General features: G+C 43.0%; 14 protein-coding genes and 1 other annotated feature. Of the genes, 6 read left to right on the forward strand and 8 right to left on the reverse strand.

Annotation, left to right across the window (positions count from 1 at the left end; genetic code table 11):
• Positions 1–440 precede the first annotated feature (440 nt).
• Positions 441–1,043, forward strand: a complete 603-nt coding sequence (rpsD, locus tag ERJ70_RS12865; protein WP_209365243.1) for a 30S ribosomal protein S4 — start codon at positions 441–443, stop codon at positions 1,041–1,043.
• Positions 1,044–1,465: 422 nt separating this feature from the next.
• Here rpsD and tyrS read toward each other — a convergent pair whose 3' ends face one another.
• Positions 1,466–2,737, reverse strand: coding sequence for a tyrosine--tRNA ligase (gene tyrS, locus ERJ70_RS12870; protein ID WP_209365244.1), 1,272 nt, complete (start codon positions 2,735–2,737; stop codon positions 1,466–1,468).
• A gap of 80 nt (positions 2,738–2,817) precedes the next feature.
• Positions 2,818–3,025, reverse strand: a binding site (T-box leader).
• A gap of 150 nt (positions 3,026–3,175) precedes the next feature.
• Between tyrS and ERJ70_RS12875 the strand changes: the two genes are divergently transcribed.
• The 4 genes from ERJ70_RS12875 (at position 3,176) to ERJ70_RS12890 (ending at position 9,033) form a co-directional block, all read left to right on the forward strand.
• Positions 3,176–6,214 (forward strand): transglycosylase domain-containing protein, encoded by a 3,039-nt coding sequence (locus ERJ70_RS12875; RefSeq protein ID WP_209365245.1) that lies wholly within the window; start codon positions 3,176–3,178, stop codon positions 6,212–6,214.
• Between the two features lie 347 nt (positions 6,215–6,561).
• Positions 6,562–7,215, forward strand: a complete 654-nt coding sequence (locus ERJ70_RS12880) for a GNAT family N-acetyltransferase (protein ID WP_209365246.1) — start codon at positions 6,562–6,564, stop codon at positions 7,213–7,215.
• Between the two features lies 1 nt (position 7,216).
• Entirely contained in the window at positions 7,217–7,864 is a 648-nt protein-coding gene (locus ERJ70_RS12885) for an acetoin utilization AcuB family protein (RefSeq protein WP_209365247.1), read from the forward strand.
• The gene (locus ERJ70_RS12890) at positions 7,861–9,033 is read left to right on the forward strand and encodes an acetoin utilization protein AcuC (RefSeq protein ID WP_209365248.1); all 1,173 of its coding nucleotides are present in this window, start codon (positions 7,861–7,863) and stop codon (positions 9,031–9,033) included. Before ERJ70_RS12885 ends, ERJ70_RS12890 begins: the two co-directional genes overlap by 4 nt.
• Before the next feature lie 764 nt (positions 9,034–9,797).
• On the opposite strand, the gene motS is transcribed toward ERJ70_RS12890, so the two are convergent.
• The 4 genes from motS to ERJ70_RS12910 form a co-directional block, all read right to left on the reverse strand.
• Positions 9,798–10,559, reverse strand: a complete 762-nt coding sequence (gene motS / locus ERJ70_RS12895) for a flagellar motor protein MotS (protein WP_209365249.1) — start codon at positions 10,557–10,559, stop codon at positions 9,798–9,800.
• Entirely contained in the window at positions 10,549–11,373 is an 825-nt protein-coding gene (motP, locus tag ERJ70_RS12900; RefSeq protein ID WP_209365250.1) for a flagellar motor protein MotP, read from the reverse strand. Before motP ends, motS begins: the two co-directional genes overlap by 11 nt.
• Before the next feature lie 112 nt (positions 11,374–11,485).
• On the reverse strand, positions 11,486–12,487 hold the full coding sequence (gene ccpA / locus ERJ70_RS12905; protein WP_209365251.1) for a catabolite control protein A: 1,002 nt from the start codon (positions 12,485–12,487) through the stop codon (positions 11,486–11,488).
• A 208-nt stretch (positions 12,488–12,695) separates the two neighbouring features.
• On the reverse strand, positions 12,696–13,754 hold the full coding sequence (locus ERJ70_RS12910; protein WP_209365252.1) for a bifunctional 3-deoxy-7-phosphoheptulonate synthase/chorismate mutase: 1,059 nt from the start codon (positions 13,752–13,754) through the stop codon (positions 12,696–12,698).
• A 171-nt stretch (positions 13,755–13,925) separates the two neighbouring features.
• On the opposite strand from ERJ70_RS12910, the gene ERJ70_RS12915 reads away from it, so the two are divergent.
• Positions 13,926–16,058, forward strand: coding sequence for a cell division protein FtsA (locus ERJ70_RS12915; RefSeq protein ID WP_209365253.1), 2,133 nt, complete (start codon positions 13,926–13,928; stop codon positions 16,056–16,058).
• Between the two features lie 154 nt (positions 16,059–16,212).
• Here ERJ70_RS12915 and ERJ70_RS12920 read toward each other — a convergent pair whose 3' ends face one another.
• The 3 genes from ERJ70_RS12920 to murC form a co-directional block, all read right to left on the reverse strand.
• Entirely contained in the window at positions 16,213–16,608 is a 396-nt protein-coding gene (locus ERJ70_RS12920) for a YtxH domain-containing protein (protein ID WP_209365254.1), read from the reverse strand.
• Positions 16,609–16,622: 14 nt separating this feature from the next.
• Complete coding sequence (locus ERJ70_RS12925) at positions 16,623–17,039, reverse strand: DUF948 domain-containing protein (protein WP_209365255.1); 417 nt, start codon at positions 17,037–17,039, stop codon at positions 16,623–16,625.
• A gap of 467 nt (positions 17,040–17,506) precedes the next feature.
• Positions 17,507–18,814 (reverse strand): UDP-N-acetylmuramate--L-alanine ligase, encoded by a 1,308-nt coding sequence (gene murC / locus ERJ70_RS12930; protein WP_209365256.1) that lies wholly within the window; start codon positions 18,812–18,814, stop codon positions 17,507–17,509.
• Positions 18,815–18,921 lie beyond the last annotated feature (107 nt).

The following is an 18,921-nucleotide window of genomic DNA, read 5'->3' on the forward strand; positions in this document are numbered from 1 at the left end:
AATTCTCACCTATCATTAGTACGGCAGCTTACCGGGAATACGGAAGTGCCTGGAATGTTATGTTCTCTTCAATCTGTTAATGAAATTAATTGTAGATATGATATAATCACGTTTCCATGTATTAAGGGATATAGGAGATATATCCTAATTATATATGATTAAACATGCTTTTCCTACTTATTTCCTAGAATAATTCCGAATATTTGTTTCCAAGCAATCAGTCCTTGACTTCTCTTTTCAAAAAAACTATAATGGACTTTGTGTAAAAAAGGTAGCCTACGTGAACCTCCGACTGTTTCATTTTGTTCCTTACAGCAAGTAAGGTGTATCGTGTAACTCTCTGCTGCTGGAGCGATGGTACATGAAAACAAAATGGGCAGCGATTGGGAACACACTGTCTTATTTTATGCAAATCTAATATATAAAGGAGAAGATGTACAATGGCTCGCTATACAGGTCCTGTATGGAAAAAGTCTCGTCGTCTTGGAATTTCTTTAACTGGTACTGGTAAGGAACTAGATAAGCGTCCTTACGCTCCAGGTCAACATGGTGCTAACCAGCGCCGCAAACTATCTGAATATGGTCTTCAATTGCAAGAGAAGCAAAAGCTTCGCTTCATGTACGGAATTAACGAACGTCAATTCCGCCGCTTGTTCGACCAGGCTGGAAAGATGAAAGGTATCCATGGTGAAAACTTCATGATCCTTCTTGAGTCCCGATTGGATAACCTGGTTTATCGTCTGGGTCTTGCCCGCACACGCCGACAAGCACGCCAGCTTGTAAGCCACGGTCACGTTACCGTCGATGGCGGACGCGTGGACATTGCTTCCTATCGCGTGAAGCCAGGACAAGTGATTGGTCTTCGTGAAAAATCACAAAACCTTGATATTGTGAAAGAAGCTGTGGAAACGAACAACTTTGTTCCTGAATACCTATCTTTCAATGAAGATAACCTAGAAGGAACTTACACTCGTTACCCTGAACGTTCTGAACTTCCGGCAGAAATCAACGAAGCGCTTATCGTTGAATTCTACTCTCGTTAATAAATGGCTTGATAAAATCTCCCTCCTTTCATGGGTAGGGAGATTTTTTTGTTCATTAGCTGCTGCGAAATAACGGAAAAATCCGATATCTCTATTTCTTCAAAATGATCTGATTGAATTACCGCAGACCTTTCTTCTGCCAATCGAGCCATGATCAACCCAATGGCAAAGAAAAGCGGAAAAAAATTTATCATGGACAAAAGCGTATGCGCCAGTTTAAAGGAGTACAGGCTAGAAGCCGGCACGTCCTGCGGCAACGATCGTTTGGGCCTCCGACAAGCTTGAGACCTCGAGGGGGTAGCCGCTGGAGCTGGACGTGGCTGTTTCAGCCAATAATTATCCACAGACAGTCAAATTTATCATTTCCAATACAGTAAAAAAGCAGACAGTTCTTGGAAACTGTCTGCTTTTATTAAAGTCTATCATTGAAAGCGAATCAAAAAGTACTTTTTCTTCCCTCGCCTAATGATGGTAAAGCGGTCGTCGATACGATCTTCCGCTCCTATGGTTTTGTCTAAGTCCTGCTGTCTGTCGCCATTAATGTAAATAGCCCCGTTTTTGACATCCTCACGGGCCTGCCTTTTAGAAGAAGAAATTCCCGCTTCCACCAGTAATTCGACAAGGTTGGCATCCTCTTTTGTTTTGTTGTAAGAAGGTACGTCTTTGAAACCTTGTTCGATCTCATCCGCATTCAACGACTTGATATCTCCACTGAATAAGGCACTGGAAATCCTTTTTGCTTGCTCAAGCGCCTCTCTGCCATGTACCATCTCTGTCATTTCTTCGGCAAGTCTTGTATGCGCAGTACGTTTTTCAGGTGCTGTCTCGAGTTCTTTTTCCAGAGACTGTAACTCCTCTTGGTCCATAAATGTGAAATACTTGAGGAATTTCATCACATCCCGGTCATCTGTATTGATCCAAAACTGATAAAATTCGTAAGGAGATGTTTTGTCGGGATCAAGCCATATAGCTCCGCCGGCTGTCTTACCGAATTTGGTTCCATCCGCTTTGGTGATCAATGGCATCGTCAAACCGAAAACCTTTGCCTCCGTTTCCTGGTCCTCGCGCGTTCTACGAATCAGTTCCATCCCAGCGGTGATATTACCCCATTGATCACTTCCGCCAATTTGCAGCGTACAGTTTTCTTTCTCGTAAAGGTTCTGAAAATCAAGGGATTGTAAAATCATATAACTGAATTCGGTAAAAGATATACCGTTCTGGATCCGGGATTCGACTGATTCCTTGGCAAGCATGTAATTAATGCCGAAATGCTTTCCGGTATCCCTCAAAAAATCAATAACCGTCATCTGGGAAAGCCACTCATGGTTATTGCGTGCTACAGCCGCATTTTCCCCCTGCTCAAAGTTAAGCAGTTTAGCAAGCTGTTGTTTGATTTTTTCACTGAACCCTTTTACAACCTTTGCTTCATTTAACGTTCTTTCCGTAGAACGGCCGCTCGGATCCCCGATCATTCCTGTGCCACCGCCAATCAAGGCAATTGGACGGTGCCCGGCCTGCTGAAACCTTTTCAGCATGATAACAGGAAGCAAATGTCCTATATGCAGACTATCGGCTGTAGGGTCGAATCCACAGTACAAAGTGACGACATTTTCCTCTAAATGTTTTTTCAATCCTTCTTCATCGGTTGTCTGTTGCACGAGACCCCGCATTTGCAAATCTTCTAAAATATCCATGCTTTACACTCCTTCTTCAACTATTGTCTGGAAATGGACTAACGAAAAAGCAAGACAAACAAAAAAACCTCCTCCCTAAAAAAAGGGACGAAGCTGTTCGCGGTACCACCCTTGTTGCATTCCATAGAATGCCACTTGATTCGATAACGGCCAGGCAAGCCGTCTCCTGGTTTCGCAGGAGAAACTCCAGAACGTAATTCATGGATTTGTTTTGTACTGCCTTTCAGCATCCGGCAGCTCTCTGACAACAGGGAACAATCCACTACTTCATTCCTTCTTCGCTTTTATATTTCAGAAGTTCTGAAAATATTACATTTTATTTACTAATGATACATTAATACCATATCTTCTGGGTAAATGCAATAATATATGGAGGAAAGCCTGCGTTTAAGTTGACTGCTGTGCTATAATATAGATTGATATTTAGGAGGTTTTGCTGTGAATCTAAAAAATTTTGCGGTCAAATATAGAGAGAAGCTGAAGGAATGGTGGCAGGCGGGTAAGATTCAGAAAAACTTTCGAATCACCTACGATGTTGTTTGGAATATCATTCTCTTCTTTATCATTATCGGATGTATCGGACTGTTTTTTGCTGGCGGTACAGGTGCCGGTTACTTTGCCTCACTAGTTAAAGATGAACCAGTACGATCGGCGGAAAACATGAAAGAGGAAATATATAACTATGAAGAAACATCGGAATTATACTTTGCTGATAACAAATACTTAGGAAACATTCGCTCTGATTTGTACCGGGAAGAAACAAGTCTCGATAAAGTATCTGATTATGTAAAGGATGCCATCATCGCCACGGAGGATTCCGAATTTGAAACACACAACGGGGTTGTCCCCAAAGCGATTTTACGTGCCATTTATCAAGAAGCGACAAATTCATCGGTTAAAACCGGTGGAAGTACACTGACCCAGCAGTTAATTAAAAACCAAATTCTCACCAACGAAGTATCTTTTGAAAGAAAGGCTAAGGAAATACTTTTAGCCATGCGATTGGAGAAATCGCTTAGCAAGGATAAAATTCTGGAAGCCTATCTTAACATTGTCCCATTTGGCAGAAACGCTTCCGGAGACAATATTGCAGGGATTGAAACAGCTGCACAGGGAATTTTCGGTGTGGAAGCAAGTGATATCAATCTAGCACAGGCTGCTTTTATTGCCGGTCTCCCGCAGAGTCCGTCCTACTACACACCTTTTACTAATACAGGAGAAATAAAAGATGAAGATGCACTTCAGCCTGGCTTGAACCGGATGCAGACCGTCCTGAACAGAATGCTGGAAGCCGGGTACATCACCAAGGATGAATACGAAAAGGCAGCTGACTACGATATCACCGCTGACTTCACAGAGCCTACACCTACCCCATTGGACAAGTATCCTTACTTGACCAATGAAGTGGAAGAACGTGCCAAGGATATCATCATGAAACAGCTTGCAGAACAAGATGGTTACACAGAAGAAGACCTTGCCGATAACGATTCGCTTCAGGAAGAATATAGTATTCTAGCAGACAGAAATCTTCGACGGAAAGGATACAAAATTCATACTACCATCAACAAAAAAATCTATGATGTCTTCCAAAAAATCGGTGAGGAATACGATAATTACGGCCCTGATAAGCCGCAGACAGTAATTGATCCGGAAACCGGTGAAGAAACAACCATCATGGAACCGGTCCAGGCTGCAGGGATGCTGATTGAAAACAGCACCGGAAAAATCATCAGTTTCCTCGGCGGCCGGGGTTACGATACGTCAGAAGTAAACCATGCCACGGACACTTTGCGAAACAACGGAAGTACCATGAAGCCATTATTGGTCTATGGACCAGCGATGGAAGCAGGTGTGATCCAGCCCGGTTCGATTGTTCTTGATCACCATTTAAATGCAAGGTATCCACAGCTTCCAAAAGATTGGCCAAAGAACTACACAGGTACTACACACGGACTTGTTACAGCAAGGGAAGCACTGAAAAAGTCTTACAACATTCCGGCCGCGACAACGTATCAGGAAATCGTCTCCAGCGATCCGGCGACCAACTATTTGGAAAAAATGGGCTTCTCCTCTCTTACAGAAGAGGATCATACCAATGCTTCGTTGGCAATTGGTTCCCTGGGTGAAGGGGTCACCGTAGAAGAAAACGTGAATGCCTTCTCCACTTTTGGAAACAACGGAAAGTTTGTCGATGCCTATATGATCGATAAAATAGAAACAAAAGACGGTGACGTTTTATACGAGCATGAAAGCAAACCGGTCGACGTGTTCACGCCGCAAACCAGTTATCTGACAGTGGATATGATGCGGGATGTACTAACCAGCGGAACAGCTACCTATACGCAATCCCGTTTGTCCAACCGGAGTGTCGACTGGGCCGGCAAGACAGGTACCTCTGTTGATTGGTGGGACGCATGGTTTGTAGCTACCAACCCGAATGTAACGATGGGAACCTGGATCGGCTATGATACACCGAAAGAATTGACTTGTAGTGCTCAATATCCGTGCAGCACAGGATACAGTAATCGTAATATCGGGTTATGGTCCGAACTGGTCAATGCGGCTACCGAGATTGATCCGAGCCTGATGGCTCCCGACAACAAGTTCGACAGACCGGATAATATTGTTGAACGCTCTTTCTGCCGTACTTCCGGAATGTCTCCTTCCGATTTATGTAAAGATATCGGATTAGTGGGATCTGATATATTTAACAGCAAATTCGCCCCAGATGAAGAAGACAACAGTCTTGTTAGCGGTGATTTTGTGAAGGTTGACGGCAAGTCCGTGAAGGCCGGCGATAAATCGCCATCTGAATTCACAGACGGTGACGGCGTATCCCTGAATCCGGATTGGCTAAAGGTAAACATGTATGATACGTTAAGTGATTTGTCCGTATTAAAGCCAAGAAATGCTGGAGGAGCTTGGGATAAAGTATCGTTCACGGCAGGAAGCAGTGCTTCTTCCGATCTCTCTGATGACGGAAAAGCCCCTTCGCCGCCTTCTTCCTTATCCAATAGCGGAACAAAGCTGAAGTGGAAAAAATCATCAAGCAAAGATGTAGTTGGTTATCGCATCTTCCGTTCAGAAAGTAAAGATGGTTCCTTCAGTTTAATCGGGAACACGACCGATTCAAGCTATACTGTTCCTAGTAAAGGAGCAGTATATCAGGTGAAAGCAGTGGACTATTTCGGCAGGGAATCCTCCGCTTCCAAAACGATTCAAATCGGGAAATTGAAGGATGACTCGAAAGAAAAGGAAACGGATAAGAAAAAAGACAAGGACAAAAAAGAAAAAAAGAACGAGGAAGACGACAAGGATAAGCAGGATGAATCTTCTCCTTCTGATGAAGAGGAACAGCAGTCCGATAGTACCGAACAGGATAATGAGGATCAAGCTGACGAAGAAAACAATCAGCAGAATGACTCTGAAGACGAAAATAAAAACGAAGATGATTCAGAAGTACAAGAAGAAGGCTAGCAATTATAAGGAAGCTGTCCTTTATAGCCTTTTCTTTCAAAAAACCCCCAGCACGTCGTGACATGCTGGGGGTTTTTCTACTTCAGGAAATATAAAACACCATAAAAATTGATACGCGGTAATGACTAATATTTTTTGTTTATCATCCTTCTTATTTGTTAGTAGGATTGAATACAAGCCAACATCAGCTGGAAAACGAAGGTTCTGTTTGTAAAAGCTCGATCAAAAGAAAAGATTGACTCTTTGTCTATAACGCTAAGAATCGGATACATCTTTCATTGTTGTTTTTTAAAACTTGCAGTTCCTGTATAATAATACTATATATTGAACTTACAGGTGGTGACACGGTGAAGCATAATAAAAACTGTCATTCCCTGCAATTGGATACAGAGCAGGGAAATATAATTGTAGAAGGCCCACTCCCTTCTTCTGATTTAAAAGCATACCATTTCCATGAAGGACTTCACGCTTTCCGTCCTGCTCCCAAACAATTTAAAGCTTTACAGGATATTGCCGATTTCCCAGAAGGCCGGATTGTTATTGCAAGGACGGCGGATACAATCATTGGATATGTTACTTATTTATATCCTGACCCGCTTGAACGCTGGTCGGAGTTCAATATGGAAGATTTACTTGAACTTGGTGCTATTGAAATTGCAGCAGACTACCGCGGAAACAAAATCGGGTCTCACCTTTTAAGCGTCTCCATGCTCGATGAAGAAATGGAGAATTTCATTATTATTTCGACAGAATATTACTGGCACTGGGATTTAAAAGGAACCAAATTAAGCGTCTGGAATTACCGGAAAGTAATGGAGAAAATGATGTTTGCGGGGGGCCTGACCCCTGCCCCGACAGATGACCCGGAAATTGTTTCCCATCCGGCAAATTGCCTGATGGTGAGAATTGGCAAAAATGTACCGCAAAGCTCGATTGAACAATTTGACAAGCTGCGCTTTTTACAGCGGGAAAAGTATCGTTCTTTAAGGGAGGGAATCTAACATGCTTGTAGAAGAAATCATGAAAACAGAAGTAATCACGTTGACTCCCAATGCTACCATAGCCGAAGCCTTGCACATTTTGAACGAGCATCCCATTCGGCATATCCCGATAGTAAATAGCGAGAAACAGGTCGTTGGCATTGTTTCGGATCGGGATGTCCGTGATGCCAGTCCATCTATTTTTCAGCAAGATAACGTGTCTGATGAATTGCATAATTCGATTCATTCAATCATGAGTACTCCTGTGGTGACGGTTCACCCACTTGATTTTGTAGAAGAAATAGCAGCGATCTTTTATGAACAGGAATTCGCATGCGTACCCGTGGTTCGTGAGAATAGGCTTGTCGGAATCGTTACGGAAAAAGACATGCTGTACACGCTCATTCAATTGACTGGTACAAATGTACAAAGTTCTCAATTAGAAGTGAAAGTACCGGACAGAGCAGGGATCCTTCCCGAAGTTGCAAATATTTTCGGCAGACGAAAAGTGAATATTACCTCGGTACTGATTTATCCATACAAAAGTGATCGCCAATATAAGATTCTCGTTTTTCGCTTTCAAACAATGAACCCGCTTCCAATCAAAGCTGACTTAAAAGCAGCTGGCTATCAAGTGCTTGGACCTGATGCGGAGGATCCTGCCTTATGAAGCGAGAACCAGTATTTATTTATTCAAACGCTTATATGGACTATCATTTCAATGCCGAACATCCATTCAACCAACAAAGAGTCGTCATGACAAAAGAACTCTTAGAAGCAGAAGGCAGGCTGCTTGATCATCAAATTGTTCCGCCTAGACTGGCTAATGAAGGTGAATTGGCATTAGTCCACGACCCCAGGTACATCGAGGCCGTCAAACGAGCAGGAAACGGACAGTTAAAACAAGAGGAAGCATGGCAATTTGGACTAGGTACTGAGGATACACCGATGTTCTCCGGGATGCATGAGGCAGCTTCGCTGTTGGTAGGCGGTACTCTGACAGCAATAGACAGTGTACTGAACAACCTGGCTCCTCAAGCATTGAATTTAGGCGGTGGATTGCATCACGGATTTAAACGGAAGGCTTCCGGCTTTTGTATTTACAATGATGCTGCGGTTGCTATCAAATATATCCGTGAGCACTATGGCTTACGGGTTTTATATGTAGATACCGATGCCCATCATGGAGATGGCGTGCAATCCTTCTTTTATCATGATCCGGAGGTCTGTACACTATCCATTCATGAGACAGGCAGATACTTGTTCCCAGGTACGGGAAGCACTAGTGAACGAGGTGTTAAAAATGGCTATGGATATACGTTCAATCTACCTGTCGATGCTTTTACAGAAGATGAATCTTTTTTATCTCTATATGAATCCGCTTTCAGGGAAGTAGCCGAATATTTTCAACCAGACATCATCATTACCCAAAATGGTGCCGACGCACATTGTTACGATCCGCTTACCCACTTGTGTTCCACTACAAAGACATTTGAAGGTATCCCAAGCTTGGCGAAAGAAATCGCTGAACAATATTGTGGTGGCAAATGGATCGGCTTAGGAGGCGGCGGGTATGATATCTGGCGGGTGGTGCCTCGAGCATGGGGACAGCTTTGGAGTGTGATGCTGACGGGGGACATTTTGACTGGCCCCCTCCCTGCTGAATGGAAAGTAAAGTGGGAAAGGATGTCACCGGTTTCGCTCCCTGACAATTGGCAAGACGAAATGGGGATATACAAACCAATCCCCCGTAAACAGGAAATCACAGAAAAGAACCAGCTGACCCTTAACCAATGCCTGCAATATTGCAGAAACAAGCGGCAGTATAACAACAGTTAAAAAAGCAGCTTCACAGCAAAAAATTTTAAAACAACATATCCTACAAGTTTTTCGCATATAAACTGCGCAGTAACTGTGGATTGGAAGTTTCATTGCCTATTTAAAAAGAGTGGTAACCACCGCTTCGGTAGCATACTGCGCTTTCCGCGGGCACGGCTTCAGCTAACTTGGTAAAGAAAAACCGCTTTACCAAGTGGATCTTCAGCTCGCGCTGTTCCCGCTGGAGTCTGCGTATGCTCCCTTCGCTAAGAGCATGCTGATTATCGCTAGCGTAGAAACTTTTTTCCTTGAAACCCAACAAGACTTCTTAAAAAGGGTTGTCAGGAAACGCGTGCTTTTCTTCCTAGAAAACAGTTGGGGTTTTCTCTTGGACTTTTTGCTTGTTTTTCTAGCTACATGCAGTACCAAGAGATGCAAAAGAAAAATGTCTCGTACATTCGTTTAGAAACAGGAATCTGTTCTCAGCGAAGGAAATACCCGAAGACTCCTGCGGGAGGAAAGGCCACGGTGAGATTCCGCAGAGCGTTAGCTCGAGGAAGCTCACCAGCCGCCCGCGGAAAGCGCAGGGTATTTCCGTAGCGCTGGACTACACCACTACTATAAAAAGGCCCAAGGACTACAAAGGAAGATACTGCGCAGTTTCTATCTAATGCGCCAGTTGCTTCATTCAAAAGAAAAGCATAGATATCTTCTCCATAGTAAAAAACCCAATCCTGATTTTCAGGATCGGGTTTCTGTAAATAATTAAAGATCTCCTACTAGTTCTATTCATCCGCTTCCTGGAGCAAGACAATTTCCACGCGGCGATTTTTGGCCCAGTTAGCTGAAGAATCATTTGGTACAAGCGGGCGGGTATCACCATAGCCTGCGGCACTAAAACGCTCTTTCTCTACTTTGCCATTATCAATCAAGTATCGTACCACCCTGCTCGCCCTTGCAGCTGATAATTCCCAATTGGACGGAAAACGATAATTCGATATTGGGCGGTTATCTGTGTGCCCTTCTATTCTGACGTCATTGGAAATATTGCTTAACAAAATATCAACCTTGTCCAACAAGACCTCCCCATCGTCGATAATTTCTGCTTCTCCAGATTCGAATAAAACTTTTTCCTGCAGAATTAGCACAACCCCATCATCCGTTTGATTAGCTGTAATCACATTGTTTAAATCATTTTTATCGAGAAAAGCAGTCACTTGACGCATTAAATCATCCGTTGAATCCTCTTTTGCTTGTTCAGAAGGATCTTGTTCATCCTCATTTTCATCCGAATCATTCATCTGTAGACCTGATTGCTTATTGTCCGTATTTTCAGCCGGATTTTCCATGGGAATAGGGGATGGTGATTGTTCAAAAATCTTACTGCTGCGAAACGATTCTGCCAACGCCTCAAATTTCTCCAAATCAATCTGGGACATGGAAAATAACAGGATAAAGAAGACGAGGATCAATGTCACCATATCGGCATATGTAACCATCCATTTCGGCGCTCCCTTGTCTTTCCGCCTTCTCTTTCTAAGCTTCATGAATGGAATCTCCTAAAAGCGAGCTCTCTGCCTCTTCATCTGCCTTGTATTTCATATCGTGGGATAGAAATGCGGCCAGTTTTTCTTCCAGTATTCTCGGATTTTGTCCTGATTGCACTCCGATGACACCTTCGATAACAATTTGTTTAAAAAAGATTTCTTCCTCTGTCTTGTTTTCCAGTTTTCCTGCCATCGGGATAAATACCAGATTGGCCAGCACCGTCCCGTAAAAAGTCGTTAACAAAGCGACTGCCATGTTAGGCCCTAGTGTAGAGGGATCTTGTAGATTGTTGAGCATGAGTACAAGACCAATCAGGGTTCCAATCATTCCCCAAGCCGGCGCGTATTCTCCAGCCTTTTCAATAATAAGCCGTCCTTTATGATGACGTTCTTCCAAGGCAGTGATTTCTGCATGCATGATATCATGGATTACTTCAGGTTCTATCCCATCCACGGCAAGAAGGATCCCTTTTTTAAGAAAAGGATCGTTCACTTCTTCCAACTCATTTTCCAAAGCAAGCAACCCTTCTCTTCTCGCTCTCTCTGACAGATGGACGAATAAGCGGATCAATGCTGGCAGACTCGTGTCACTTTTAGTAAAAGCTTCTTTCATTACATGACTGGTAAGTTTTAGCTGGTCCAGATTGAAGTTAATCAATATAGCTGCGGCAAGTCCGCCGATCACGATTAAAATCGATGAGATTTGAAGGAAGGAAAGGACTCCTCCACTTCCGCCACTTGCTAAAATTCCAAACATCAGCATGACAAAACCCAACGTGATACCGACTGGAGTCAGGATGTCTCTTTTTTTCATACTCTCTCTCCCCAATTAATTAATGCACCATACACTACTAACTGTTTCGACAAGATAATGAAGGCAGCTAAAATAGCTGAATCCCCATCCATTTACAATACAGGAGCTGTCACTATTGGGACTTGGTCGAATTTCGTTCAATTATACGATGTGGCAAAATGATGTTCTGTTCAGTGACTTCCTCTTTATTCATATATTTTGTCAGTAAACGCATCGCTACAGCACCGATATCATACATCGGTTGAACAATTGTCGACAGAGTCGGACGGACCATCGTTGCTAAACGGGTGTTGTCAAAGCCAAAGACTTCCAAATCCTCCGGTACCTTCAAACCTCTGTCCTGTGCACCATGTATCACGCCGAGAGCCATTTCGTCTGAAGCGACAAAAATACTTGTTGGTTTTTTGTCCAGTGCCATTAGCTGTTCCAGTGCTTCTATACCGGAATCATACGTATAATCCCCTTTTATAACATACTCTTCATTCAACGTTACATTTTTTTCTTCCAAGGCGCGCTTATAACCGCTGTATTTTTGATTATTGATTTCCGTTTCTTCCTGTGCGGATACAAAAGCTGGTAGCTCATTTCCATGGTCCAACAACAAAGAAGCCGCTTCATATGCAGCTTGTTCATAATCGATATTGACAGAAGGAGTGGACCCTGTCTCATCAATTGTCGCAGCTAGTGCAACCGGAACAGGGGAAGTCTTGAATTGCTGGACATGCTCTTCCGTGATCTTACCTCCCATAAAGACAATTCCGTCGACTTGTTTCTCAAGCATCGTGTTAATAAGGTGGAGTTCCTTGTCTTTGTTTTGATCGGAATTGCTCAAAATAATATTGTAATTATACATCGTGGCGATGTCTTCGATTCCGCGAGCTAATTCAGCAAAAAAGATGCTGGATATATCCGGTATGATTGCGCCCACCGTTGTTGTTTTTTTACTCGCCAGCCCTCTGGCTACGGCATTTGGACGGTACCCAAGACGTTCTATCGTATTTAACACTTTTTTCCTGGTTGCAGGCTTGACATTGGGATTACCGTTGACAACCCTCGATACGGTAGCCATGGAAACATTCGCCTCACGTGCTACATCATATATTGTAATATTCATAAGTAAATACCTCCTATATCTCTTCCTGTATCTCGTACTGCTTTTCATTAATAATACGATACTCTACAAGGTTCCGCAATGTTTGCAAACAAAATGCTCACTTCTTTACCAGTTTCCACGAAAATGTACCCGGTTAAACAAAAAATAAAGCCCTCACCATATAATAGCAGGCAAGGGCTTTATGACCAAGCGATGAAACTTGATTTCGTTATTTTTTCAGTTCTGCCATAAAACGATTGAACGTTTCAATATCCATTTGCTGGGCAGAATCAGAAAGCGCAACCGCTGGATCGGGATGTACTTCCGCCATAACACCATCTGCTCCAATTGCAAGTGCTGCTTTAGCTGCGGGCAGAAGTAGATCCCGGCGACCAGTCGAGTGGGTAACATCCACCATGACAGGCAAATGCGTTTCTTGTTTAAGAATTGGAACAGCTGTAATATCAAGCGTGTTTCTGGTCGCCCGTTCATACGTGCGTATTCCTCTCTCACATAGGATGATATTGCCATTGCCTTTGGAAATAATGTATTCGGCAGCATTGATAAACTCAGAAATCGTAGCTGACAACCCACGCTTTAGAAGAACAGGTTTATTCACCTCGCCCGCAGCTTTTAACAGTTCGAAGTTTTGCATGTTCCGGGCACCGATTTGGATGACATCGATGTATTCGACCGCCTTCTCTATATCTGAGGGATTAACAATTTCACTCACCACAGCAAGCCCATATTCATCCGCCACTCTTTTTAAAATTTGCAGACCTTCCAAACCGAGCCCCTGGAAGTCATATGGGGAGGTACGTGGCTTGAACGCTCCGCCTCTTAACAGCTTTAATCCTTGGTTTTTGACAGCTTCTGCAACCTGTGCCACCTGCTCATAACTTTCCACTGCACAAGGCCCCATGATGAAATGTTGGTTGCCATCTCCGAATTTTTCGCCATTGATATCGATAACTGTGTCTTCTGGCTTTTTCTTTCTGGAAACAAGCAACGCTTTTCGATGATCATCCTCTTGCAGCTCCAGGCTTGCTTTAAAGATCTCCTTGAATAGAGCTTCCAATGTGGAGTTCTCAAATGGACCGTTGTTATGCTCCGTAATCAAATCAAGCATTGCACGTTCCCGTACCGGATCAAAACGGTAAGCACCTTGTTTTTCCTTTATTTGTCCGATCTCCTGAACCAATTCCGCACGTTTGTTGATTAGCTCAAGAATTTCTAGATTAACCTGATCAAGTTTGCTTCGTAATTGATCTAATTGTTCATTACTCACTGTCAAACTCCCCCTTGAATATGTAATAATAGTAGGTAATAGAATAATAATGTACTAATTTTTAATAATTAGGGATTATTATAGCTAAAATATTGCTTGTTGTCATCAGTAAGATTTATAAAATTTCGTATATTTGATTTTTTATTCAGTACTTGAAGGGGATACGGACATATGACGGAAAAAATATTTTCCCTGGATATAGGGACAAGAACCGTAATCGGCCTGATTTTAGAGAAAAAAGAGGCAAATTACCAGCTGCTTGACTTTTATGTAGAAGAGCATCAGGAACGAGCAATGCTTGATGGGCAAATCCATGATGTTGTCGCGGTTGCCGAAACGATTGAAAAAGTGAAGCTTCATTTGGAAAACAGCCACGGTCCATTGAAAAGTGTATGTGTGGCAGCAGCCGGAAGAGCATTGAAAACAAAAAGGACAGATGTCTCCAAAGAGATCGATCAGCAGCCGCTTATGAGCAAGGAAGATATTCTGTTTTTAGAACTTTCAGCCGTACAGAAAGCACAGTATGCTTTGGCTAATGAGGCCATAGAAGATACCGGCACGGAATATTACTGTGTCGGTTACTCTGTGATTCGGTACCAATTAGATGAACAGACGATCGGATCCCTGATTGATCAACAGGGAAAGACCGCTTCAGTTGAAATCATTGCCACCTTTTTGCCAAAGGTTGTCGTCGAATCCCTGATTTCCTCTCTTACAAGAGCAGGACTGGAAATGCAGGCATTGACGCTTGAGCCGATTGCAGCTATAGATGTATTAATTCCGGCTTCTATGAGAAAACTCAACGTCGCACTAGTAGATATCGGAGCCGGTACAAGCGATATTGCTTTGACAGACGATGGGACAGTCGCTGCTTATGGAATGGTTCCACAGGCAGGAGATGAAATAACCGAAGCGCTTAGCGAACATTTTCTTTTGGATTTTCCTCAGGCCGAACAAATGAAACGGGAATTGAGCGAACAACAAGAAGTAACCATCACAGACATTTTGGGGTTTGAACAAACCATCACGTATGAAGAGGCTGTCACAGCGATTTCAGAAGAAATTGACGCCTTGGCTGAAGCAATCCAAGCTGAAATTCTCACGCTGAATAATTGCGCACCAAAGGCAGTGATGCTGGTGGGAGGCGGAAGTTTGACACCAGAAATCACCAGCAGACTGGCTTCTAAACTGAAATTACCGGCAAACCGTGTGGCAATAAGAGGCAGCGAGGCAATACCGGCTTTGGCTAAAACGGATCGTCTTCCTAGTGGTCCGGCATTCGTAACGCCAATCGGCATAGCGATAGCAGCCAAACAAAATCCAGTGCATTACATCAGTGTGACGGTCAACGAAAGGGCCGTACGCTTGTTTGATATGAAACAGCTTACTGCTGCAGATTGTTTACTGGCTGCCGGTATCAACGTCGATAAATTATATGGACTGCCGGGCATGGCTGCCATCGTGTCGGTAAATGGAAAAGAAGTCACTATTCCCGGAAGCTACGGCACCCCTCCTTCATTATGGCTTAACGACGGGTCAGCACAAATCGACGATCCCATTAAACATGGTGATAAGTTGGTCGTTGAAAAAGGAACGGATGGTGCCCCGCCGGATATAACAGTAGGGGAACTGCTCGGTGAGATACCCAGGACTTGCATATCATTGAATGGAACGGAAATAGAAATGGAAACGAAAATCCTGGTTAACGACATAGAAGCTGGACTGGATACAAAATTGGCGGACCGGGACACCGTAAGGGTGGAAACAGTGAAAACCGTTAGAGACTTGCTTGTATACGCCGGCCGGGAAGAATGGCTCGAAGGCACCGAAGATTTCGCTGTATTTGTGAATGGGAACCAACTTCTGCTTGATAACATTCCAGCCTATTTGCTGAAAAACAATCAACAAGCAAAACTGGAAGATAAAATCAAGAACGGAGACAGTATTACGTACACGAGCAGCCAAAATCCGACTGTCAAGCATATCATGGACAAAATGCAATTAAAGATGAAGTATTATCTTCCCATCACCTTTAACCAGGAGCGACTGGTGTTGGAGAAGCCTGCTGTGAAGGTGACCAGGAATAGCAGGGAACTGACTGAAGAAGACACAATTAATCCAGGAGACCATCTTTCCATCGAGAAAATACCACATTCTCCATTTATCTTTCAGGATATTTTTCGATTCGCAACAGTAAATTTAGCGGAAGCAACTGGAAACTTCCACATTTACAAAAACGGGGAACCAGCAGCTTTTTTTGACGAACTAGCGCCTCACGATGAGTTGATCCTGTATTTTCAGTAGTTTAACAAAATTTTCTAGAATGGAGTAGCAGAACTATCCTTTAGAGAAAACATAAGGGCAGAGTAGAACACCACCTTGGCTGTGTCGACTTACTACTCTGCAAAAACGCTATAAAACAGGCTGCAGCATGATTCACTCGCTGCAGCCTGCCTTATTATGCTTTGCTTTCTTCTTGTTCTTTTTCGATTTCATCAGCCGCTTCTTCAATTGCCCGGGCTACTTCTTCGGCAGCTTTCTCAGCTTCCTCATCGGAATTTTTCCCGCGGTTTTTGAAAGAATCGGTAGTGTCTTTCATCATTTTAGTTAAATCCTGCGATTTAACTGTAGCCTTTTCACGCCACTCAGAGCTTTTTTCGTATGCAACGTCTTTCCACTCGTTTGCACGGTCTTTCACGTAACCAGCGTTTTCATTCAGCGTGCTTCGGAGTTCCCTGCCGGACTTAGGAGCCAACAGTAGTGCCACAGAAGCACCGACCACACCGCCAATTATAGAACCGATCAGAAAATCTTTCCCATTTACATTTTGATTTTGATCTGGCTGATTCGCCATCATCATTCCTCCCGTTACACGTTTTTATTGTTTTTTCTTTGTTTCCACAGATTCATGACAACCGTTCCCCAATTCATCGCCTGTGCCGTTGTTTCTTTATTTTGCTCGGCAACTACTGTTACTTTGTTGGATACGGAGCGAATGGTGTTGTTGAATTCTTTGACAGATTCTCCAATTCCTTTTACTCCATCAACAAGGGTGTTCAATTTTTGAGACTTATCATTAATATCTTCTGCAAGCTTATTCGTTTTATTTAACAAAGCCGTACTCTCTGTTGTAATACCTTCCATCTGTTTTTCCAGTCCTTCCAAAGTGGAAGCAACATCATTCAGTGTGCGCTGTGCCGCCTTCAGTACCATCGCTAAATAAACTACTAAAACTGCAAAAGCTATTGCTGCAATCAGTGCCGCAATGTAAAGTAAGTTTTCCATGTAAACTTCAACTCCTTTTCTTATGTAATTTGTAAATGCTTGCTGCAATAGGAAAACGCTTGTTGGATAAGGATCCAACAGAAATATTCATTTCCTCATATGGGAACAATATACCCTAAAGCGACAAAACTAAACAACTTAAAGTTTACTATTAGCACGGCCGGAAAGAAAGCAATCAGCATGCTTGCAGAGATAAAACGATTAATTTTAGCTGCGTCGTCCATCTTCTCTGCTAAATTTTCACGTTTTGAAAGTCAAAGCTTAAAACCAACTCGGAGCGGTGTTTTTTTGCCACACAATGTTTTTACTTCAGCCCTTCGGGGGAGAGCAAGGCGCTTGTGCTTTTCCATGTCTAGCTCCAGCATTTAACCTTTCTTACCGTGCAAAAAAATAACAGGGAGAATAATGTGTCTCCCTGTTATCCATTCGATATAACGTGATAAAAATCCTGTCTGCAAAAAAACTTATTACTGTTTCGTATGTTTTAGCCCTGCTTCATAGGCTTGCTGGAACTTTTGAATATCCCCGGCTCCCATGAATACCAGAACACTATCCTCATACTCCTTAAGTATCTCTGTATGTTCCAACTCCAAAAGGGACGCATCTTCAACCCGTTCAATAAGGTCGTTGATCGTCAAATCTCCATTATCTTCCCGGGCAGATCCGAAAATATCACAAAGAAATACCTTGTCCGCCTGCTTCAAACTATCGGCAAATTCCTGCAGGAACTTTTGTGTGCGTGTGTACGTATGGGGCTGAAAAATACCCACTACAGATTTGTTTGGATATTTTTTTCTCGCAGAATCAATTGTCGCCTCGATTTCCTTTGGATGATGTGCATAGTCATCCACTAACACCTGTGTGCCAATCTGTTTTTCCGTAAATCGGCGTTTAACTCCTGAAAAGGTGCTGATTTTTTTTATATCTTCTGCCTTCATGTCTTCATAGTGGCAAAGCGCAATAACTCCAAGCGCATTCAACACATGATGATTGCCATAGCCTGGAATCGTAAATGTGTCATAAAATGTATTACGGACGAATACATCGAAAGAAGTACCATCTTCGGTCTCTACAATATTTTGTGCCTGGAAATCGTTTGAGTCCGATAACCCATAATAAAGCACCGGCACTTTCGCCTGCAGCTTTTGTAAGTATTCATCATCTCCACAAGCGATAATCCCCTTCTTGACCTGATAAGCCATTTGCTGAAAAGCATCGATGACGTCGTCAATGCTTTGAAAATAATCCGGATGGTCAAAGTCGATATTGGTCATAATTGCATAGTCGGGCTCGTATGCAAGAAAATGACGACGATATTCACAAGCCTCAAAGGCAAAATACTTACTATCTGCATGGCCCATTCCCGAGCCATCACCGATTAAATAGGAAATGGGGTACGTTTCCTTCAAAACATGTGCTAGCAAACCGGTAGTCGATGTTTTGCCATGTGCACCAGTGACTGCAATACTCGTGTATTGCTTCAACCATTCCCCAAGAAATTCATGATAACGATAGTACGTAAGACCAAGACGTTTGGCTTCCTGTATTTCCACGTGATCCTCTTTGAAGGCATTACCTGCGATGATGGTCAACCCTTCTTTTATGTTATCCTTTAAAAACGGCATGATGGGTATATTTTTTCTCTCAAGGGCTTCCTGGGTAAAGAAGCGTTTTTCAATATCAGATCCCTGAACGTCTTCCCCCGAATCATTCAAGATCTGCGCCAGTGCGCTCATTCCCGTCCCCTTAATACCAATAAAATGGTAAGTTGTCATAAAACAGTACCTCCAAAATGAGTCATAATTTTATCTCTTTATGTACGTAGTGGTGTACATCTATTTACAGTTATCAATTCCGCTCGATAACAAAGATTTTCCCGATA

It is taken from the genome of Sediminibacillus dalangtanensis (assembly GCF_017792025.1).
GTDB classification, from domain to species: domain Bacteria; phylum Bacillota; class Bacilli; order Bacillales; family Amphibacillaceae; genus Sediminibacillus; species Sediminibacillus dalangtanensis.